Origin of the sequence: Catenuloplanes japonicus, assembly GCF_000717135.1 — a bacterium.
GTDB classification, from domain to species: domain Bacteria; phylum Actinomycetota; class Actinomycetes; order Mycobacteriales; family Micromonosporaceae; genus Catenuloplanes; species Catenuloplanes japonicus.
Window position 1 is genome coordinate 41,120 of record NZ_JNXY01000017.1, and the last position, 21,113, is coordinate 62,232.

Below are 21,113 nucleotides of genomic sequence, written 5' to 3' on the forward strand. Positions count from 1 at the left end.
CGCGACGGCCAGGCACGGCTTCGGTTGCGGGCTCCTCCGGCGTACCGTCGCGGGCTGGGGATCTTGATCTTTTGATCTGTGGTGAGCGCTCGGCATCTGAGCAGGGGCGCCGCGGTCGTCAGGCCGCTATTTCACGAAATTTCGGGCACGGAGTGCCCGTGGATCGAAGCGGCCCAGACTTCGATGCCGAGCGCTCAAGGGTGCGACGCCGGACGCGCAGCGACGCGATGCCGAACACGCAGCGACGCGATGCCGAACGCTCAATGCCCCGACACCGAACGCGAAGCGGCACGACACCGAACGCTCAATGCCCCGACACCGAACGCGAAGCGGCACGACACCGAACGCTCAATGCCCCGACACCGAACGCGAAGCGACGCGGCACCGGACGCGCAGCGACGCGATGCGGAACGCTCAATGCCCCGACGCCGGACGCTCAATGGTGCGGTGCCGGGCGCTCAACTGCCGGTGCGCACGCTCTGCGGCACGGGTGACGGCGGCAGCGCCGGGATGAGAGGCGGCGACGCCCAGGAACCGTAGCCGGGGGCGCGGGCGCCGGGCGGGTTCGCGCCGATGGCGTACCAGAGAAGGCCCTGGGTGTAGGCCTGCGGGGAGGCGTTGAACGTGCCCTCCCGCCCGGGTGCGCCGAACCGGCCGGTCCAGTCGTCGGGCAGGGCGAACCAGGTGCCGCTGTACCAGAGCTTGATGATGTTGCGCGCGATCGGGCCGAGGCGGTCGTCGCCGAGGACGGCCCCGGTCAGCTGCCCGGCGCGCGCCTGCTCGTCGCCGGTGTCGGTGACCCGCGCGCGGTAGGCGTCGAGCAGGTCGGCCAGCGTCCGCTCGCCCACCACCTCGGTCACCGTGCGCAGGTAGGACTCGGCCTGGCCGGTGCCGATCAGGTCGAACTCGGTGAAGCCGGTGACCTCCGACGAGAACGCGACGAAGTCGTCCAGGATCATGACCGCTCCTCGGGTGCGCGGGTGAAGACCGGGGACGCGTGGACGCCGGGCCGGCCGGGGAACGGGTTGCGGATCAGGTGCTCGATGTCGTCGCGCAGCCGGAACATCCACGGCACCGCCTCGAGCAGCTTCCGCGGCTCCCCGTCGTAGGCCGCGGTGAGGTGCGCGAGGAAGTCACCGTAGGTCCCGTTGAAGCGCTGCGCCGCCTCCCGCACCGGCGAGCCGGCCGGATAGTCGGCCAGCGCGGCGTCGATCGCGACCGGGTAGACCGCGGTGAAGTCCACGTCCAGCGGCGGCCCGCTCGGGCGGCCGGGCACGTCGCCCTGCTGGTAGTAGTGGCCCAGCTGGAGCTGCTGGAACCGGTAGTAGTGGGACAGCTCGCCCTCGCCGTCGTAGATGCCGCCGCCCAGGCCCTCGCCCTGTTCGGTGATCAGCTCCAGCGCCTTCAGCGCGGACGCGAGGTCGTGGACGACCACGATCTCGCCGCCGCCGGAGTAGAAGTACTCCGCGGTGACCTGGCGGGCGACGTCGCCGGTGAACAGTTCCCGGCCTTCCGCGCGGTAGAGGTGGTCGAGGTGGCGCAGGCCGCGGTCGATCTCCTCGTAGAACTCGCCGATGCTGTAGAAGCGCCGGCTCGGGTCGATCGGGCTGGCCGCCAGCACGGTGCCGGCGCCGAGGTCCGGGCGGGGCAGCAGGCGGCTGCTCTCGTTCGGCGCCTTGGCCGGGCGTTCGATGTTGAGGAACGTGGTCACCGCGGCCTGGGAGAACGGCTGCACGCTCACCAGGAAGTCGATCTCGCCGCTGGGCAGGTGCGCCGGGTAGCGCGGGACGAAGTCGTCCGCGGTGAGGTCCACGCGCAGGCCGACCGCGTTCATCACGTTGGCGACCAGCGTCAGGTGCAGCATCTCCTCGACCGCGACGACCCGGATGAGGTGCCGGGCGTCCGAGTTCGCGCCGGGGTGCAGCGAGTACAGCGCGGTCAGGTACGGCGGGATCGTGGCGTGTTCCAGGCGCAGCGCGGCGTTGAGGTACGCCTCCAGCTCGGCCATGGTGTCGATCTCGGCCGGCAGCCGGCGTTCGGCGAGCAGCGTGTGCGGGGTCATCGGGCGCCAATCGTCGCGAGGGTCACCGGCCGGTCCTGCCGCCGCAGCTCCTGGATCAGGTGCTTGGCGGTGCGCAGGCAGAGCGCGGTGGAGGTGAGCGTGGTGTTCGCCGTGCCGATCGTGGGCATGCTGCCGCCGCCGACCAGGTAGAGGTTCTCGTGCTCCCAGCTGCGCTGGTGGTCGTCGACCACGGAGGTGGCGGGGCTGGTGCCCATGACGTGCGTGCCGGCCAGGTGGTTGCCGCCGAGGATGCGGTAGCCGTCGCCGCCGAACTCGACGTAGCCGTACTCGGCAGGGTCGTAGCCGGTGTGGTCCTCCGCGCCGAGCTTGCCGAACAGCTGCCGGGACAGGTCGCGGGCGAACGCGGCGCCGCGCATCGTGTAGTCCGGGACCTTGAACGAGATCACCGGGCGCATGTTGCCCAGCTCGTCGCGGTAGCGCGGGTCGACGGTGACCCGGTTGTCCCGGTCCGGCAGCACCTCGATCATGTGGGCCAGCAGCAGCTGCGTGCTGACCTGGTCGACAAGCGAGCGCCGCAGCCCGAACCCGTACTGGTGGTCCTGGTCGACGATCCGGAGCAGGTCGGTGACCGGCGCGCCGGTCGCCCAGCCCCAGCCGTCGTTGTGGATGTCGATGCTGAAGCTGGCCCGGTCCCGGCGGAACCGGCCGCCGCGCAGGTCGGTGATGCCGGACGTGCAGTTCGTGCCGCGCATGGTGCCGGCGACCTCGGGCAGCCGGGCCCAGGTGAGCAGGTAGGCGTGGTCCATCAGGTTGCGGCCGATCAGGTCGGCGCGGTCCTGCAGCCCGGAGGCGAGCATCAGCCGCGCGTTCTCGATCGCGTTGGTGGCGAGCACGTAGGTACGGCCCTGGGCGAACCCGGTCTCGTACGCGGTGGACTGCGGATCCTGGTAGCGCCGGTACTCGATGCGGGTGACGCGGCCGTTCTCCGGGTCGGTGTGCACCTTGTACGCCACGGCCTGGGCCAGCAGGTCGACGTCGCGGTGCAGCGTGCGGGCCAGCGTCTTGCCGGCGTGGTACTTGGCCTGGACCGGGCAGATCGGCACGCAGTTGTTGTTGCCCTGGCAGCGCCCGCCCTCCTCGACCTGGTGGGTGCTGACCGCGCCGACCGGTGTGAATCCGCGTCCGGCGTCGTAGGCCGGGTTCGGGATGCCGTTGCGGCCCTGCGGGAACGGGCGGACCCGGATCGGGATCTCCTCGTCGTCGCCCACCCGGATCGAGGTGCCGTCGATTCCCTTGGCCACGGTCTGATCCAGGAACGACGCGGGCAGGCCGCGCATCGGGTAGACGTAGTCCGGCGGGTAGTGCAGGCCGAGGTACCGCTGGTCCTCGATGTCGGCGGACACGCCGATCTCGCGTTCGGCCTCGCGGTAGAGCGGTTCCAGCTCGTCGTAGCCGAGCGGCCAGGGCAGCCCCTGCCCGTACCGGCGGCTGAGCTCGAAGTCCTCCGGCAGCATCCGGAGGATCTTCGCCTCCCAGTGCAGGGTGGTGCCGCCGAGCACCCGGGTGTAGGTGGTGTCGGTGGAGTGCGGGCCGTCCTGGACGAGATATCCGCCGGTGTTCGGCCCGCCGCCGGGCGGGAGCGGGCGGGCGTCGGTGCTGCGCGGCATCGGGACCGGTGGGAGCACCGGGTACGGCGCCTGGTTGTCCTTCATCGCGGTGCCGTAGAACCGGTTGAGGTACGTCTCGTACCCGCTGATGGTCAGGTCGTCGGCGGGTGCCGCCTCGAGCAGCAGGACCGAGCGGCCCTCGCGGCTGAGGCGGTCCGCGATGATCGCGCCGGAGATGCCGGCGCCGACGATGACGACGTCGTAGACGCGGCCGGCGACGTCGGTCGTGTCGGTGCGGGCCGCGGCCCCTTCGGGAAAGATCACGACATGCTCCTTCCGGGCGTTCAGCCCTGGACGCCGATACCGGTCTTGGCCCGGACCGCGGAGAGGTAGGCGGCGTAGCTCCAGGTCAGGTTGCTCACGCTGCGGCAGAAGCCGGTGGTGCCGTCGAACTGCTCGCTGAGTTCGAGGTTGTCGCTGTGGTAGATGACCGCCTGGAGCATCTGGTCGCCGGCCTGTTCCAGCGCGGCGGCCGCGTCCTGCGGCGACGTGCTCGCGGTGACGCCGATCTGGGTGAAGAACGGCGCGGAGAGGTCGTCGTGCGGCAGCGCGGTCCCGCCACGGATCAGGCCGGCCAGCCGGTAGTACAGCTCCGCGAAGTTGCACGTGGTCAGCGCCCAGGGGTGGCCGCCCGGGACCGGGTCGGCGACGTCGCCGTCGTAGGTGTCGCCCGGGTACCGCCCGACCAGCGGGCCGACGCCGAGCTGCCGGTCGGCCAGGTTGACCGGGTAGACCGTGGCCGCGGAGGGGTCGGCCCACTGGGCGCGCAGCTGGGCGGCGGTGGCCAGCAGCCGGGTGTCGGTGACCGGCACGGCGCCGTAGATCGCGGCCATCACGATGTCGATGTTCGGGTCGTAGCCGTAGGGCGGCTGCCCGTCGCCGATCAGGCTCAGGTAGCGGCTGCCGTCCCAGTGCGAGGCCAGCGCGTTCTGCAGCCAGCTGATCGCGGCCTGACAGCCGGCGGGCACGGTGATGCCGATCGTGTTCGCCGCGATCGCCTGAAAGCAGCGCAGCTGTGCGGACCGGGCGAAGAACGAGTAGCCGGAGTGTTCCTCCCACAGGTTCGTCGTCTGCTGCTGGTACACCTCGATGAGGAAGTCGAGGTTGCGGCCGATGACCTGCCGGGCGAGCGTCTGGGTGGGCTCGTCCAGCTGGGAGAACGCCTGGAGCAGCGCGAGGGTCTGCAGTGCCGGGCCGTCGTTCTGCTCGGTCCACGGCCGGGAGACGCCCTCGATGGTGAAGCAGGCGTGGGCCAGCGTCGGGATGGCGTTGCCCTGGCAGATCGCGGCGAACCGGACGTAGTCCTCCAGCGGTGCCACGCCGGAGGCGGTCCGGGTCGGGATGTCGGCGGCGGCCAGCTCCATCGCGGTGATCGCGGCGTCGCGCGTCCAGTTGAACACGTAGTCCTGGTCGACGCCGGGCGAGTTCGCCGGGTACGACGGCGCCGCGATCACGCAGCCCGGGGCGGAGAACCGTCCCGGCTCGACCGGGTCCTCGAAGAGGAAGCCGTCCGAGGCCACGTTGCGCATCATCAGGCTGAACATGTGCTGCGCGATCACCCGGAAGTCGGTGCGCCGCACGCCCGCCTGCACGTTCTGGGACTGCTGCCCGGCGTACTCCGATCCGGTTCTGGCCCGGGTGTGGGTGTCTGGTTCCAGGATTGTTGCGGTCATGCCGGCTCCTCGCCTAGTTCGTCTTCCATTTCGCGTTATCGGGAATCGACCGGCCGTCCACCACGACCTCGACGATGGACGGGCTGCCCGTGTTCGCCAGCGCGCCCGTGACGGCCTCCTTGAGCTCCACATAGGTGCTCGCGCGCCAGCCCTGGCAGCCGAAGACGTCCGCCAGCTTGCTGTAGTTCCACGGGTGCAGGACGCAGGACTTGAAGAACGGCTCGCCGCTGGCGAAGACGGACGCGTCGGCCAGCCACTGCTCGACGCCGTAGATGCCGTTGTTGAGCACGAAGATGATCGGGTCGAGGCCGAACCGGGTCTGCACGGACAGGCACTGCGCGGTCATCTGGAACCCGCCGTCGCCGGAGAAGACCAGCACCCGCTGGCGGTCCTTCTTGGCCAGGCACATACCGGTCGCGGCCGGCGCGCTGTAGCCGATCGCGGAGTACGACGACTGCGCGACGAACCCGCCGGCCGTGGGCACCTTCAGCAGCAGGCTGCCGAAGTAGTTCATGCTCGCGTCCGCGCCGATGACGGTGTTCTCGTCGACGTACTGCGCGATCGTGTCGTAGAACCCCTGGTAGGTGAGCTGGTCGCCCTGCGGTTCGGTGTGGGCGGCCGCCCGGGGCCGGGCCGCCGGTGCGGCGCAGGCGGGCGGGTCGGCCAGCAGGCCGTCGATCAGGTGCTCCAGCGCGACCTGCGGGCTGAAGAACGTGCCGTCCTTGACCGTGTCCAGCGACACGAACGCGGTCCGGCCGAAGTCGACGTTCCAGCCGAGCGAGTTGATGTCGGTCAGCCAGACGCCCAGCGCCAGCACGAGGTCGGAGTCCTGGATCAGGTCCTTGACCTCGGCCGAGGACGCCTGCCCGTCGAACACGCCGGCGAACAGCGTGTCGTCCTCGGAGAGCACGGCCTTGCTCAGCAGCTCGGTGACGTACGGGATCTTGAGCTGGTGGAGCAGGCTGAGCACCTTCTCGTGCAGGCCGAACCGGTCGACCTCCACGCCGACCCAGACCACCGGCTTCGCGGCCGCGGCCAGCCGCTCGCGGATCCGGGTGATCGACTCCTGAAGGTTCGCCGGGTCGGACATGACGCGGGCCGGCGACAGGGTCCCGATCGGGCGCGGGCAGCTCAGGTCGATCATGTCCTGGAGCAGCTCGATGTAGACCGGGCGGCGGTCGGTGATGCACGTGGACAGCGCGTAGTCGATCAGCATGGGCGCGAGGTCGGGGTTGTCGACGCGTACCGCCGCGGCCGTGAGGTGTTCGAAGGACTGCAGGTCCGTCTCTCGGCCGGTGATGAAGTGGTGCGAGCTCACGCCGGTCTGCTCGAACGCGAGCGTCCGCTTGATGCTGGGAGTGCCGTTGATCAGCACCACCGGCACCTTCTCCACGTAGGCGCCGGCGATCGCGTTCACCGTGCACAACGCGCCGGCGGAGTAGGTGACGGCGAGCGCGCCGATGCCCTTCAGCCGGGCGTAGCCGTCGGCCGCGTAGCCGGCGTTGAGCTCGTTCACCTCCTCGATGACCTCGATGGTGCTCGGCGCGACGTAGCCGTTCACCCAGCCGATCGAGTAGTCGCCGGCGATGGAGAAGAGGTGGCCCAGGCCCAGCTGCGTCAGCCGGTCGACCAGGTACTGCCCTACCGTGTAGTCCGGTTTCATGATCGCCGTCCTAGTAGTCCCGTGAGTCGCCGAACAGCCGCGGCAGGTAGATGTCGAAGATGCCGGGGCATCGGCGCTCGGGGTACCGCCGCAGCAGGAACTCCTTGAACGCGTCGCCGGTGAGCCCGTCGCTGATCGCCTGCCGGGCCGCGGCGAGATATTCGATGTTCCGGGCGACCTCGTTCTTGTCCGCGGGCAGGCCGTGGCCCGGCAGGAACAGGTCGTAGTCCGAGACGAGCAGCTCCTCCAGCACCCTGGTCCAGTGCTCCAGGTGCTGGGTCAGGTAGAGGTGCGTGCCGCTGTAGAGCAGATCCTGGGCGAAGCAGACGCCCAGCTCGGGGAGCTTGACCGTGAGGTGGAAGTCCACCTCGGTCTCGGTCACCCGGTCGAGGAGGTACGTGACGCCGTCCACCACCTGCTCGCCCGGCGCGGCGATCTCCTTCGGCACCACGATGCGCGACGGCAGCAGGTCGCCCAGCTTCCAGTGGTCGGCCAGGGAGTCCTCGCCGTGGTCGCGGATGAAGTCCGCGGTCTCGGCCAGCGCGTGCACGGGCACGTCGTCGAACGCGGTCCCCAGCCCGAACCAGTGGTCGGGGTGCCGGTGCGAGAGGTAGAGCCGATCGATGGGTTTGCCGAGGCCGTCCGCGTACGCCCGGAACGCGGTCGCGTACGGCGCGAGGAACTGGCCGTCGACCAGCACGAGACAGTTGCGGCTCTCGACGATGTGCGTGGCGTTCGCGATGTTGGTGCCGGTGAACGACGAGACGAACGTGTGGAGGCGCACGTCGCCGGCCGTCCGCACGACCATCCTCACCGGGTCCGATACCTGAGTCAGCATGGTGATCAGGCCCCCGCGCCGGCCATCAGCGACGGCACCGAGCGGGACAGCGCGGACGCGGCGATCCGCTCGCGCAGCTCGGTCAGCCCGGCCGCGGCCACGTCGTAGGCGCTGGGCCGGCCCGGTTCCGGCGTGTCCTCGCCCGGTCGCCAGAAGCGGCGGCGTGCCATCCGCATCGAGGCGTCGAACGGCGGGATCGCGTTGAACACCTCGACCAGGTACGGCCCGCGGTACACCGGCGCGATCTCGTTCAGCATCAGCTCCCACGGGATCCAGCTGTCGTGCACCGCGCCCCGGTCCGGCGCGGAGATGTGCACGTAGAGCAGCCGGTTCTGCCGGGCGGCGCGGGCGATGTTGTCCCGGAAGACCGCGGGCCCCTGGCTCTCCATGACGACCTGCGCGGTGTCGACCGTGACGCCGGCGCCGAAGACGTCGCCGTCGTCGAGGAAGTCCAGGGCCTCGGAAACCATGTTCGGCGGCGGGGATTCCCAGCTCTTGATGGGTTCGAGCGCGAGTTTCACGCCCTTGCCGTCGGCGTACGCGGCCAGCTCGCGGAAGAGGGAGTGGGCGGCCGGGTAGCGCGGGCGCATCCAGTCCTGCAGCGCGTCGCTCCAGATCTGCGCGCCGTCGTCCGTGGTGGGGAAGGCGCCGTAGGGGTAGAGGAACGGGCCCGACATGATCGATTCGCCGCCGAGGACGTGGGTGATGTCGACGCGGGACTTCAGGTAGGTCAGCGCCGCGTCGCGCTGTTCCGCATACGGCGAGGTGGGGTCGAACGTCCGGGTCGTACCCACGTTGGTGGTGAAGGCGACGTCGTGGAGGCCGGCCGCGTCGAACGCCTTCTTCAGCCGCACGTAGCCGTCGACGTCCTGCCGCGGGTCGGCGCCCGGAGCGCCCGGCGCTATGTGCAGGTCGAACCCGTCATAGCCCATTTCCCTGACGGCTCGGAGGTGGCTGACCAGCGTCTTCGTGTACGTCGTGTCGTCCGGCCGCAGATCGGCCGTGAACATAAAAAAACTGAAATAAACGGATATATCGCTCATATTGTGCTGCTCGCTGTTCTACGTGATTGACGGTGAGCCGGCTACCACCCCAGGACGTCGGCCAGATAGGCGCGCGCCCGCTTGGCGTACTCCAGCGGATTTGCCTTGTTCGGATCCTGTTCCGCCTCGACGACCAGCCATCCGCGGTAGTCCGCGTCCGCCAGCACCTCGAGGATCGGCCGGAAGTCGATCGCGCCGTCGCCGGGCACGGTGAACACGCCGGCCTCGACCGCGTCCTGGAAGGACAGGCCCTCCTCGCGCACCCGGCTCACCACCTCGGGACGGATGCTCTTCAGGTGCACGTGCCCGATCCGGCCGGCGTGGGCGCGCGCCATGTCCAGCGGGTCGTCGCCGGCGAACGCGATGTGCGCGGTGTCCAGCAGCAGCGACACCAGGTCCGGGTCGGTCGAGGCCATCAGCCGGTCGACGTCCGCGCGCGTCATCACGCCGGTGCCCATGTGGTGGTGGTAGCTGAGCCGCATCCCGGCCGAGTGGGCGATCTTGCCCAGCTCCTCCAGGCCCGAGGCCAGCGCGTCCCACTGCGCGTCCGTGAAGACCGGGCGGTTGGCGAACACGTCGATCGGCAGCAGGTGGGACGACGCGCCGAACTCGGCCACGACCAGTTCGTTCCCGCCGAGCGCCTTGATCCGGGAGAGCGTGTCCTCGAAGCTGTCGATCGTCTTCTGCCGCATCTTCGCGATCGTGAAGTACGTGCTGGTCCACGGCTCGGAGACCTGCAGCCCGCGCAGGTCCAGCGCGGCCTTGAGCTCCGCGAGGTCGGTGGGGTATTTGTGGCCGGTGCTGCAGCCCTGGAAGCCGGCCAGCGCCATCTCGCTCACGGCCTGGCCGAACGGGATGCCGGCGTCGATGGTGGGAAAGTCGTCGTTCCACCACAGCGTGCAGCAGACGCCCAGCTTGACCTTGTCCGGGCCCAGACGGCCCGCTAGTGCTGACATGTCGGTGCCTCTCTCAGCCATGTGGTGACGGCGCGAGTGTCCACTTGCGGATCTGCCGCGCAGGCCTTGTCCGCAGCCATCCTCCCAGTTCAGAGGGCACTTTTTCACGCTTTGCCCACACCGCCCGTTAGCATAACTACCGCTCTTGCGTTGCCAGCGATAACACCATGCGCTAGCGTGGATTCGTTATCACTGATACCACTGTGGAGGCGCCGTGTTCAGCACCAGCAGGAGAACGGTCCTGAAGACCGCCGCGGCCGCGCCGATCCCGGCACTGCTGCCCGGCGCACCGGCTTCGTCCGGCGTCACGCTGACGGTCAACGGCGACACCGTCACGCGGCAGCTCGAACCGCGGGTCACGCTGCTCGACGCGCTCCGCGAGGACCTCGGCCTCACCGGCACGAAGAAGGGCTGCGACCGCGGCGAATGCGGCGCCTGCACCGTGCTCGTCGACGGCCGCCGCACCAAGTCCTGCCTCACGCTCGCGGTCATGCAGCAGGGCCGCGAGATCACCACGATCGAGGGCCTGGCCGACGGCGACCGCCTGCACCCGGTACAGGCCGCGTTCATCCGGCACGACGGATTCCAATGTGGATTCTGCACATCCGGCCAGATCATGTCCGCCGTCGCCTGCATCCGGGAGGGACACGCCGGCTCCGACGACGAGGTCCGCGAATGGATGAGCGGCAACCTGTGCCGCTGCGGCTGTTACCCGAACATCGTCGCGGCCGTCCGGGCCGCGGCCGACGAGGAGCAGTGATGCAGAACTTCGCCTACCGCGCGCCCGCCAGCACCACCGACGCGCTCCGGCTCGGCACCGGCACCGGCGCCCGCTACATCGCCGGCGGCACCGACCTGCTCAACCTGATGAAGGACGGCGTGCAGCGACACGACCTGATCATCGACCTGAACCGGCTCCCGCTCCACGACATCACACCCACCACCACGGGGGTACGCCTCGGCGCGCTCGCCCGGATGGCCGACGTCGCCGCGCACCCGCAGGTCCGCCGCCGGCTCCCGCTGCTGGCCGAGACGCTGCTGGCCGGCGCGTCCCCGCAGGTGCGCAACGCGGCCACGATCGGCGGGAACCTGCTCCAGCGCACCCGCTGCTGGTACTTCCGCGACGCGTCCATGCCGTGCAACAAACGTGAGCCCGGCAGCGGATGCGCCGCACAGCACGGCCAGAACCGGTGGCACGCCATCATCGGCGGCAGCGCGCACTGCATCGCGGTCCACCCGTCCGACCTCGCGGTCGCGCTGACCGCGCTGGACGCCACCGTCCACACGCTCGGGTCCGGCGGCGCGCGCACGATCGGCATCCGCGACTTCTACCGGCTGCCCGGCGACACCCCGCAGGTGGAGACCGCGCTGCGGTCCGGCGAGCTGATCACCGCGGTCGACGTGCCGTCCACCGGCCTGACCGGGCGGTATCTGAAGGTGCGCGACCGGGCCACGTTCGAGTTCGCGGTGGTCTCGGTCGCCGCGCTCATCCGTACCGGCGGCGGGGGTGTGGTCCGTGAGGCACGCCTGGCCTTCGGCGGGATCGCGCCCGTCCCCTGGCGATCCGCCGAGGCCGAACGGCAGTTGATCGGCCGGCGGCTCGACGACGCCGCGATCGAGGCGGCCGGGCGCGCGCTGACGCTGCCCGCCGCGCCCCGCGAGCACAACGCGTTCAAGGTGCCGCTGGTCCGGCGCGCGCTCGCCACCGCACTGGGCGGCCTGCGATGAGCCCGTCCGTGGTCGGCCGCCCGATCGCCCGCACGGACGGCGTCGCCAAGGTCACCGGCGCGGCCCGGTACGCCGCGGACGCGGACGTCACCGGCGTCGTGCACGCAGTGCTGGTGACCAGCGACGTCGCCCGCGGCCGGATCACCGCCATCGACACCGCCGTGGCCTCCTCCGGCGCCGGCGTGCTCGCCGTGCTGACCCACGACACGCTGCCCGCGCTGACGCTGCCCGCGGTCACGTCGTTCTACCTCAAACGGTTCGTGCCGGTCCAGGACGACCGGATCCGGCACGCGGGCCAGCCGGTCGCGATCGCGGTCGCGGACACGCTCGCCCGCGCCCAGGACGCGGCCGCCCGCGTCGTGGTCCGCTACGAGTCCGCACCGCCGCAGGTGGTGCTGGCCGACGCGCTCGGCGAGGCCTACGTGCCGCCGCCCGGCTCCGACGGCCCGAACGACTACACGCGCGGCGACGTCGCCGCCGGGATGGCCGCGGCCGACGTCACGGTGGAGGCCACGTACACGACGCCGCTGCAGCACCACAACCCGCTCGAACCGTCCGCGACCGTGGCGAGCTGGGACGGCGACGCGCTCACCGTCCACGAGTCCGCGCAGGGCATCTCCATCACGCAGAACGTGCTGGCGCAGGCATTCGGGCTCACCCCCGGGCAGGTCCGGGTGATCACCCCCTACGTCGGCGGCGGCTTCGGCGCCAAGGGGCCGGCCTGGCCGCACACGCTGCTCGCCGCCGCGGCCGCCCGGCACGTCGGCCGGCCGGTCAAACTGGTGCTCAGCCGCGCGCAGACGTACACCTCGCACGGCCACCGCGCCGAGACCCACCAGGTGATGCGCGTCGGCGCCACCCGCGAGGGCAGGCTCACCGCGATCGACCACGTGGTCACCCAGCAGGTCTCGCGCACCGAGGAGCTGCTGTTCAACAGCTCCGAGCCGACCCGCATGCTCTACGACTGCGCGAACGTGCGCTCCACCCAGCGCGCGGTCCGCCTCGACCTGCCCACCGGCAGCTTCGTCCGCTCCCCGGAGGCGGCCACCGGGCACGTCCTGGAGTCCACACTGGACGAACTGGCCGTCACGCTGGGCCTCGACCCGGTCGAGCTGCGGCTGCGCAACTGGTCCGCGATCAACCAGGAGACCGGCGCACCGCACGGCAGCAACCACCTGCGCGAGTGCTACACCCGCGGCGCGCAGCAGTTCGGCTGGTCCCGGCGCGATCCACGGCCGGGGTCGATGCGCGACCGGGACGGCATCATCGGCTGGGGCATGGCCACGGCCGCGCACACCGCGGGCGGGCGGCCGGGCTCCGGCGCCACCGTCACCGTCGGGCGCGACGGGACGGCCCGGATCGAGTGCGGCACGCAGGAGATCGGGACCGGGACGTACACGGTGATGCAGCAGGTCGGCGCGCAGACGCTCGGGCTGGCCGTGCACCAGGTCACGTTCCTGCTCGGCGACACGCGCTATCCGGCCGCGTTCGCCTCCGCCGCGTCCGCGACCGTGCCGAGCGCCGGCGCGGCCGTGGTGCGGGCCGCGACCGCCGCGCGGGACCTGGTCGTCGCGGCCGCGCTCGCCGACGCCGCGTCCCCGCTGCACGGGGTCGCCGCGGACAGGATCGGGGCCGAGGACGGGTTCCTGTTCGTGACCGGGCAGCCGTGGCGGCGGGTCGCGTACCGGGACGTCATGGCCCGGCACGGCGCGCCGATCAGCGCCACGTCCACGCCGGTACCCACGCCGCTCGGCTACTCCACCGGCGCCGTCTTCGCGGAGGTCCACGTCGACCCGGCGATCGGCCGCGTCCGGGTCCGCCGCATCGTCGGCGTCTTCGACCCCGGCCGCATCCTGAACCGGCAGACCGCCCGCAGCCAGGCCATCGGCGGTGCAGTCTGGGCCGTAGGCTTCACACTGACCGAACACACGCTGGTAGACCCGCATCTGGGCCGGGTCGTCACCCCGAACCTCTCCGGCTATCTGATACCAACAAATCTGGATATTCCGGATATAGATGTTGATTTCATTGACCGTCCTGATCCGGACAGTCCCGCGCTCGGCGCCCGCGGCTTCGGCGAAACCCCGATGACCGGCACCACCGCCGCCATCGCCAACGCCCTCCACCACGCCACCGGCCACCGCTTCCGCGACCTCCCGATCACCCAGGACAAGATCCTGGCCGCCCTCTCATGACGCTTGAGCCCACCCTGAAACAACCGCTGGTCACGCACACCGCAGGCGCTCCCCACCGCCCGGCAGGCAGAAAGGCACCATCCATGCTGACCGAGGTCTGGCCCTTCGTCCGCGCATCGATCTCACCGGTCGTCCTCGCCCGCCTCGTCGGCCGCGACGGTCCCGGCGCCCGCCCGCTCGGCGCCACCATGGCGGTCGCCGCCGACGGCACCTGGCGCGGCTCCCTCTCCGGCGGTTGCATCGAGGCCATCGTCCTCGACCACGCCCGGACCGTGCTGGCCGGCGGCGAGCCCCGGCTCATCCAGGTCAGCCCCGGCGATCATTTGATGCCCTGGGAGGAGTCCCCCGCCTGCAACGGGGTGTTGCAGGTGCTGCTCACCCCCGCGCCTCCCGAGCCGATCGCCACCGCAATCGACGAGGCCCTCTCCACCCACCGCCCGATCACCGTGGGCGTACACCTCACCCCACCCTGGACCTGGCACATCACCCCCTCAGGCTCCTCCCTGCCGCCCGGCGCCACCTTCACCTCCCCACCGGCCGACACCACATCCACCTCCGCCGCTCCGCCGGCGGACGCCAGTTTCACCTCCGACGCCCCGCCGACCGGCACAGGACTCAACGCCGCCTCACCGGGCAACTCGTCGCCGACCATCCCCACCTCCGCCGGCGCCTCACGTCAGACCGCCACAACGCTTATCGACAAACCGCTGTCAGCCGGCCCGACGCTCAACGGCGGCTCGACGCTTGACGGGGCCACGCTCGCCGACGGCACAGTGCCGGACGGGGCCATGTCCGCCGACGGCACAGTGCCAGACGGGGCCATGCTCGCCGAGGGGACGGTGCCGGATGGAGTGATGTCCGGTGGCGGCACGGTGCCGGATGGGGTGATGTTTGTCGAGGAGTTGCGGCCGGGGGCGCGCCTGATCATTGCGGGGGCCACCGATCTCGCGGCGGGACTGGCGGCGCTCGGTCACCTTGCCGGACGCCGGGTGGAGATCATCGACCCGAGGCCGGGACACGTGCAGAGCGGCGCGTTCCCGGGAGCATCGCTGGTGGAACGCGCCTGGCCGGACACCTGGCTCGCAGCACACCCTCCGGCGCCCGGCGACGCGGTGCTCGCGATCACCCACGACCCGCGCATCGACGATCGCACGCTCCGGGCCGCGCTACCCGGTCCTGCCCGCTACGTCGGTGCGCTCGGCAGCCGGGCAACCCACGCGCGGCGGCTCGCCCGCCTGTCCGGTGTGCCCGGCCTCGACCGGCTGTCCGCACCCGCCGGGCTCGACCTCGGCGGCGCCACCACCGCCGAGACCGCCCTGTCGATCCTCGCCGAAGTCGTCGCCGCCGCCCACGGCCGTACCGGCAGCCCTCTCTCCGCCGTCTCCACCCCGATCCGCGCCACCAGCGCCATGTCGCGCCCGCCCACCCCGCCACTCCCCACCGGCAACGAGATCCCCGCGGCCTGCGCACTCGACATACCGGAGCTCCCTCACCCGGCACGAGCCGCACACCAGCCGGCGCACTCAGGACACCGGGCTCCCCGCCCGGCACGAACTGTCTGACAACCAGCGCACCCGACACACCGGATCCCCAGCCGACACGAGCCGCCCAACAACCAGGACGCCCGACACACCGGACCCCCAGCCGACACGAGCCGCACAACAACCAGCGCACCCGGAACGCCGGATCTCCCCCACCCGGCGCAAGCCGCATAACAGGCGAGACCTCTACAGCCCACTCACTCCGCGCACCGCAGCCCTCCTCCGCGAACACCAGCCTCAGGCAAACCCCCTGCGGCCTGGCACCCGAACACCGCAGCCCTCATGCGCGAACGCGAGCCGCGGTGAGGACCCCTGCGGCCGGGCGCCCGAAATTTCCCGACATCGCGGACCGCCCGCCCAGGAGACAGAGCCCGCGCCGAACCGGGATCCCAGAGGCGCCTCGCCAGGGCGGCCGGCAGGCGCCGGGCTCTCGCCGGAAAGATCATTGGGTGCCGCAAAAACCAGGTCAACTCGCGCTGTCCAGCTGGTTTTCGCGGCACCCAATGATCCTTTCCGAGTCCTCCTGGGCGCCTGCGACTGAACCGGGAGCTACCCGCGGGGTGACCGAGTTGCCCGTGCGCGGCACGAGGGTCACGAGCCGGGCATCCCGCTGCGTTCCCTCAGGCGTACCATATCCGATATTTCGCATTTGTTGCAGCCCGCCGGGGTGTGGCAGATGTCTGCCCGGTCCGGCGCGAGCACCGCATCGCCCGTGGATCATCGACTGTCGCAGAAACCAGGTCACCACGCCCTCGCCGACCTGGTTTCGTGACAGCCAATGGATCGGCACGCCGAGCGCCGCCCGCGATATCATGAAATTTCGGGCGCAGCGCGCCCGTTCCCCCGGACGGTCGCGGCCTGACCAGCACGGCAACAGAGCCCGGAGCATGCGAGCCGGGCCACGCGGGAAGCAGGAAGCGTCGGCTTCAGGACGTATGGGTCAGCGTTCGATCATTTCCATCTGGGCGTCGGTGTGGTGGCCGCCGTGGGCGGGGGTGAGCGCGTCCAGCGCGGCCAGCTGGGACGGCGTGAGCGTGACGCCGTCGGCGGCGGTGTTCTCCTCGACGCGAGGAACGCGCTTGGTACCGGGAATGGGAACGACGTCGGGCCCCTTGGCGAGCAGCCAGGCCAGCGCGACCTGGGCGGGAGTGGCACCGGCGGCGTCGGCGATCGACTGGACCTCGTCGGCGATCCGGACGTTCCGGGTGAAGTTGTCGCCGAGGAAGCGCGGGCTGGTCTTCCGGAAGTCCGAGTCGTCGAGCGCCGCGATGTCGGCCGGCGTCCGCAGCGCGCCGGTCAGGAACCCCTTGCCGAGCGGGGAGTACGCGACCAGGCCGATGCCGAGCTCGCGCAGGAGCGGCAGGATCTCGTCCTGGTCACGGGTCCACAGCGAGTACTCCGACTGCACCGCCGCGACCGGGTGCACCGCATGCGCACGGCGGATGGTGCCGGCCCAGACCTCGGACAGCCCGACGTGACCGATTTTCCCCTCCTGGACCAGCGCGGCGAGCGCGCCCATGGTCTCCTCGATCGGCGTACCGGGGTCGGCACGGTGCTGGTAGTAGAGGTCGATGTGGTCGGTGCCGAGGCGCCGCAGCGAGCCCTCGACCGCGATGCGAATGTTGGCGGGGCTGCCGTCGCGGGTCCACGGGCCGCGGCCGTCGTGCGCGATCAGGCCGAACTTGGTGGCCAGCACCACCCGCTCGCGGCGTCCTCGTAAGGCGCGGCCGACGAGTTCCTCGTTGATGTACGGGCCGTAGATCTCCGCGGTGTCGATGAGCGTGACGCCGAGGTCGAGCGCGCGGTGGATGGTGCGGATCGACTCCGCGTCGTCGCTGCCGGCGCCGGTGTAGCCGTGCGACATTCCCATCGCGCCGAGCCCGATCCGGGCGACCTCGAGTGTGCCGAGCTGCGCGGTACGCATGGTGTCTCCTCCGATGGACGAATGCTTTCAGCGAACGCCGCCGGCCCGGCGCGAGGGAGTTCCTGACAGGGACCCCCTCACCTCGGGCGGCGTCCCTAACCTGGGGATATGGGAATCGACAACCGGGACGAGATCCGCGCGTTCCTCACCTCGCGCCGGGCGAAGATCAGCCCGGAACAGGCCGGGATCCCGGGGTACGGCAGCCGGCGCGTGGCCGGGCTGCGCCGGGGCGAGGTGGCCGCGCTGGCCGGCGTGAGCGTCGAGTACTACACGCGGCTGGAGCGCGGGAACCTCGCCGGGGCCTCGGACAGCGTGCTGGACGCGCTCGCCGGCGCGCTGCAGCTGGACGACCTCGAGACCGCGCACCTGCACCGGCTGGCACGCGCGGCCGGGCCGCAGACCGTGCGGGCACGGACGCACCCGCGCACCACGCCGGAGATCCGGCCCGCGATCCGCCGGCTGCTGGACTCGCTGGACGGCGTGCCCGCGTTCGTACGGAACCACCGGTTCGACACCCTGGCCACGAACGCGCTGGGCCGCGCGCTGTACGCACCGATGTTCGACGCGCAATCGGTTCAGCCGGTCAACTCGATGCGTTTCACGTTCCTGGACCCGCACGCGCAGGCGTTCTACCCCGACTGGGCGAAGACCGCCCGGTCCGCCGTCGGCGCGCTGCGCATCGCGGCGGCCGCGCACCCGCACGACCGGCAGCTGATGAACCTGATCGGCGAGCTGTCCATGCGCAGCGACGCGTTCCGCGGCTGGTGGGCGGCGCAGGACGTGTTCGTGCACCGGCACGGCGTCAAGCGCTTCCACCATCCGGCCGTGGGTGAGCTGGAGCTCGCCTACGAGGGCCTGGAGCTGCCGGGCGACGAGGTGCTGACCGTCGTCACCTACTCGGCCGAGCCGGGCACGCCGTCCGGGGACGGGCTGCGACTGCTGGCAGCCTGGGCCGCGACGCAGGACAGGGCCGGCCTGAACAGCGGTCAGTAGATGTGCCCGATCGCGGTCTTCGACGCGCGGGGCCGGCTGGCGGCATGCTGACCGGTGCCGTGGCGTCGACGTCCTGATCGGTCTTCGGTGACCAGCGACGGCACCGGCTCCTCGCGTCGTGCGGAGCGCCAGCGGAGCCCGACGCGAGGTTTGCCCGCGGGAGCAACGCTGCCGCACCACGCCGGAAGCGGGAAATGCATTAGATCTTGATCTGGGGTTGCCTCCTCCCGGGCCGGCGCGAAGACCGGCGGCGAAGCACGGGCTGGACCATCGCGCCGGCGAGCTCGGGGTCTGGGGCGCCCCCAGACAAACTCAAGCGACCGCGGGCGGGAACCGGAAACGGGAACCGGAAACGGGAACCGGAAACGGGAACCGGAAACGGGAACCGGAACTAGATCTGGGACGGGCCGGAGACGAAGTCGCCGTCGGGGGTGAAGGGCCAGACGTTGGGTTCGCAGCCGTCGAGGGCGATGGACTGCTGCATCATGACCGGGGCGAGGCTGCCGGGCGTGGCGCAGCCCTGGTGGCCGAAGCCGAGGAAGTGGCCCATCTCGTGGTTGATCACGCCGGCGTGGTAGTCGCTGATCGACGGCGAGATCGGGGAGCCCTCCAGCCAGCGCCGCAGGTTGATCATGATGGTGTCGCCGAAGCGGCAGGAGTATTTTCCCTCGGTGTCCAGGCCGGTCGCGGCGCAGTGGGCGTCGACCGTGTCCGGGGTCGCCAGCCGGATGCGCACGTCGCGGTCGGGGCCGGAGACGCGCTGGAAGCGCCACGACGCGGCGAACAGGTCGTGTTCCGGGGCGGTGATCGGGTGGGCGGCCGAGCCGGTCCAGCTGCGCGGGTCCGACCAGATGCCGGTGATCTCGTCGGCGAACGCGTCCGGCGTCACCCGCGGCACGTCGCCCCAGTCGACGCCGGTCTCGACCTCGACCAGGTAGGTGATCAGTTTCTCGCCGTCGCCGATCACGTCCGGTGAACCGTCCGCGGTGGCGAACTCGCCGCTGCCGGACTCCGGCACCGTGGAGGAGCCGCACGCGGTCAGCGCGAGACACAGCGCGAGCAGGCCGGCGATTCGTGCTGTCTGCATGGGATCGGACCGTACGGACGCGGCCGTAAGGCTCCGATAAACAAAAGATGCGCCGTGAAGCAACCTTTATCCGGGGCGCGCCTTCGATGGGGGTGAGGGCGTCCACGGACGGAGTGAGATGCAAGCGGAGTTGGAACGGAAGTACGTGGAGTTCGTGGAGGGACGGCTGACCGGGTTGCGCCGGTCGGCGTTTCTGCTGTGCGGTGACTGGCACCGCGCCGACGACATCGTGCAGGCCACGCTCACGTCGGTGTACCTGAACTGGAAACGGGCGGTCCGGGCCGACAACATCGACGCGTACGTGCACCGCGCGCTCGTCCGCCGCTACCTGAGCGAACGGCGGCTGCGCTGGTCACGGGTGCGGCTCGGCGACGTGCCGGAGCGGGCGGCGACCGCGGTGGCGGCGGATCACCGGCTGGGCGAGCGCGACGAGCTGACGGCCGCGCTGCAGACGTTACCGAAGGGCCGGCGGGCCGCGATCGTGCTGCGTTACATCGAGGGACTGTCCGTCGAGGAGACCGCGGACATGCTCGGCTGCTCGACCGGCAACGTCAAAAGTCAATGCTCGCGCGGCCTGTCGGCGCTGCGTGAGCTGCTGCACGAGTGGGACACGATCGGATCGGGGGGCCGTTGATGAACTGGGAGGAGCAGCTGAGGGTACGGGCGGAGGAGTTGCCGGCGCCGCCGTCGGCACTGACCGCGGCGGGCCTGGTGCGGGCCGGGCGCCGCGCGCGGCAACGGCGGACCGTGCGGGCCGCGGCGCTGGTCGGGGTGCTGGCCGCGGTGCCGTCGCTGCTGTTCGGGCCGGGGCTGCCGCGGTCGGCGCCACCGGCCGCGTCGCCGTCGTCGTCGGCCGCGCCGTCGTGCACGGTCACGCCGCTGCCGGCACCGGACGGCCTGACGAACGTGGTGCCGCAGGCGGTGGACCCGGAGGGGCGGTACGTCGCGGGGAACCACATCACCGGTGACGAGACCGGCGTGATGCCGGACTCCGCGCCGGTGCTGTGGACGGACGGCGTCCCGGCGGTGCTGCCGACGTACGGCCGCGCGACGTGGCTGACCGGCGTGAACGCGGCCGGGACCGCGGTCGGTGTCGCCGGTGACCAGACGTGGACGACGGTGCTGCGGTACGACGGCGGCGTGCCCACCGTGCTCGCCGTGCCGGACGGGACCTGGACGTTCCAGCCGATGCCGCGCATCAACGCGCGCGGCGACATCGTGGCGACGGCGGAGCAGGGCACGCTGTTGTGGAAGGCGGGCGCGGTGACGCCGGTCCGGCTGCCGATGCCGGACCGGTTCTCGATGCACGCGTTCACGGACGACGGCACGGTCTTCGGCATCGTCTACGCGGCGGATCTGTCGACCGCGGACGCGCTGTCCTGGAGCGCGGCCGACGGGGTGCGGACCGTGGTGGCGCCGGACGGACAGGCGGTCGAGTCGCTGTTCGCGGCGCGTGGTGACTGGGTGGCGGGGCGGTTGTCGCCGTCCGGGATCGGTGCACTGTGGAACCGGCGGACCGGGGAGGTCTCCGATCTGGCGCTGCCGTTCCCGGCGAACGCGGTGAACGGGCGCGGCTGGGTGATCTCGCAGAACGTGGTGAGCCGGGACGGGGTGGTGGAGGAGCTGCCGTACAGGGACCTGTGGACCGGCACGCCGACGGACGTCTCGGACAACGGGCTGATCGTCGGCTACACGCATTACTACCTGGGCGTTCCGGACAAGAAGGAGCCGATCGCCTGGGCGTGCGCGGGCTGATCCGGGTGCCGCGGCCGGCGTGACCGA

17 protein-coding genes are annotated in these 21,113 nt (G+C 71.2%); 7 read left to right on the forward strand and 10 right to left on the reverse strand.

Going from position 1 to position 21,113, the window contains the following annotated elements:
* Nucleotides 1-458 precede the first annotated feature (458 nt).
* The 8 genes from OP04_RS23650 to iolE all read right to left on the reverse strand — a co-directional run bounded on the left by OP04_RS23650 (nt 459) and on the right by iolE (nt 9,863).
* Nucleotides 459-959 carry a hypothetical protein gene (locus OP04_RS23650; RefSeq protein ID WP_033342008.1) on the reverse strand — a complete coding sequence of 167 codons (501 nt, stop codon included), beginning with the start codon at nt 957-959 and terminating at the stop codon, nt 459-461.
* Complete coding sequence (locus tag OP04_RS23655) at nt 956-2,062, reverse strand: ferritin-like domain-containing protein (protein ID WP_051798794.1); 1,107 nt, start codon at nt 2,060-2,062, stop codon at nt 956-958. The genes OP04_RS23650 and OP04_RS23655 overlap by 4 nt, the downstream gene beginning before the upstream one ends.
* The gene (locus OP04_RS23660; RefSeq protein WP_033342009.1) at nt 2,059-3,954 is read right to left on the reverse strand and encodes a GMC family oxidoreductase; all 1,896 of its coding nucleotides are present in this window, start codon (nt 3,952-3,954) and stop codon (nt 2,059-2,061) included. Before OP04_RS23660 ends, OP04_RS23655 begins: the two co-directional genes overlap by 4 nt.
* Before the next feature lie 20 nt (nt 3,955-3,974).
* On the reverse strand, nt 3,975-5,363 hold the full coding sequence (locus OP04_RS23665) for a glycoside hydrolase family 15 protein (RefSeq protein WP_157240230.1): 1,389 nt from the start codon (nt 5,361-5,363) through the stop codon (nt 3,975-3,977).
* Nucleotides 5,364-5,376: 13 nt separating this feature from the next.
* Nucleotides 5,377-7,026 carry an alpha-keto acid decarboxylase family protein gene (locus tag OP04_RS23670; protein WP_033342010.1) on the reverse strand — a complete coding sequence of 550 codons (1,650 nt, stop codon included), beginning with the start codon at nt 7,024-7,026 and terminating at the stop codon, nt 5,377-5,379.
* A gap of 10 nt (nt 7,027-7,036) precedes the next feature.
* Nucleotides 7,037-7,834 carry an MBL fold metallo-hydrolase gene (locus OP04_RS23675; RefSeq protein WP_332309677.1) on the reverse strand — a complete coding sequence of 266 codons (798 nt, stop codon included), beginning with the start codon at nt 7,832-7,834 and terminating at the stop codon, nt 7,037-7,039.
* A gap of 35 nt (nt 7,835-7,869) precedes the next feature.
* On the reverse strand, nt 7,870-8,874 hold the full coding sequence (locus tag OP04_RS23680; RefSeq protein ID WP_198153956.1) for a sugar phosphate isomerase/epimerase family protein: 1,005 nt from the start codon (nt 8,872-8,874) through the stop codon (nt 7,870-7,872).
* Nucleotides 8,875-8,948: 74 nt separating this feature from the next.
* Nucleotides 8,949-9,863: a myo-inosose-2 dehydratase gene (iolE, locus tag OP04_RS23685; protein ID WP_033342013.1), complete on the reverse strand. Its 915-nt coding sequence runs from the start codon at nt 9,861-9,863 to the stop codon at nt 8,949-8,951.
* A 310-nt stretch (nt 9,864-10,173) separates the two neighbouring features.
* Between iolE and OP04_RS23690 the strand changes: the two genes are divergently transcribed.
* The 4 genes from OP04_RS23690 to OP04_RS50015 all read left to right on the forward strand — a co-directional run bounded on the left by OP04_RS23690 (nt 10,174) and on the right by OP04_RS50015 (nt 15,348).
* Nucleotides 10,174-10,623 carry a (2Fe-2S)-binding protein gene (locus tag OP04_RS23690; protein WP_232323725.1) on the forward strand — a complete coding sequence of 150 codons (450 nt, stop codon included), beginning with the start codon at nt 10,174-10,176 and terminating at the stop codon, nt 10,621-10,623.
* A complete protein-coding gene (locus OP04_RS23695; protein WP_033342014.1) occupies nt 10,623-11,591 on the forward strand; it encodes an FAD binding domain-containing protein in 969 nt (322 codons plus the stop codon). Before OP04_RS23690 ends, OP04_RS23695 begins: the two co-directional genes overlap by 1 nt.
* Nucleotides 11,588-13,786 carry a xanthine dehydrogenase family protein molybdopterin-binding subunit gene (locus OP04_RS23700; protein WP_033342015.1) on the forward strand — a complete coding sequence of 733 codons (2,199 nt, stop codon included), beginning with the start codon at nt 11,588-11,590 and terminating at the stop codon, nt 13,784-13,786. The genes OP04_RS23695 and OP04_RS23700 overlap by 4 nt, the downstream gene beginning before the upstream one ends.
* A gap of 83 nt (nt 13,787-13,869) precedes the next feature.
* Nucleotides 13,870-15,348, forward strand: coding sequence for an XdhC family protein (locus OP04_RS50015; RefSeq protein WP_051798795.1), 1,479 nt, complete (start codon nt 13,870-13,872; stop codon nt 15,346-15,348).
* A gap of 919 nt (nt 15,349-16,267) precedes the next feature.
* On the opposite strand, the gene OP04_RS23710 is transcribed toward OP04_RS50015, so the two are convergent.
* Nucleotides 16,268-17,251 (reverse strand): aldo/keto reductase, encoded by a 984-nt coding sequence (locus tag OP04_RS23710; RefSeq protein ID WP_033342016.1) that lies wholly within the window; start codon nt 17,249-17,251, stop codon nt 16,268-16,270.
* A gap of 108 nt (nt 17,252-17,359) precedes the next feature.
* Here OP04_RS23710 and OP04_RS23715 point away from each other — a divergent pair, with 108 nt between their 5' ends.
* The gene (locus OP04_RS23715) at nt 17,360-18,244 is read left to right on the forward strand and encodes a helix-turn-helix transcriptional regulator (protein ID WP_332309676.1); all 885 of its coding nucleotides are present in this window, start codon (nt 17,360-17,362) and stop codon (nt 18,242-18,244) included.
* A gap of 391 nt (nt 18,245-18,635) precedes the next feature.
* Here the strand turns inward: OP04_RS23715 and OP04_RS23720 are convergent, their stop codons facing one another.
* Nucleotides 18,636-19,331 (reverse strand): DUF3152 domain-containing protein, encoded by a 696-nt coding sequence (locus tag OP04_RS23720; protein WP_051798797.1) that lies wholly within the window; start codon nt 19,329-19,331, stop codon nt 18,636-18,638.
* A gap of 118 nt (nt 19,332-19,449) precedes the next feature.
* Here OP04_RS23720 and OP04_RS23725 point away from each other — a divergent pair, with 118 nt between their 5' ends.
* Nucleotides 19,450-19,965: a SigE family RNA polymerase sigma factor gene (locus OP04_RS23725; protein WP_033342017.1), complete on the forward strand. Its 516-nt coding sequence runs from the start codon at nt 19,450-19,452 to the stop codon at nt 19,963-19,965.
* Nucleotides 19,965-21,086, forward strand: coding sequence for a hypothetical protein (locus tag OP04_RS23730; RefSeq protein ID WP_033342018.1), 1,122 nt, complete (start codon nt 19,965-19,967; stop codon nt 21,084-21,086). The genes OP04_RS23725 and OP04_RS23730 overlap by 1 nt, the downstream gene beginning before the upstream one ends.
* Nucleotides 21,087-21,113 lie beyond the last annotated feature (27 nt).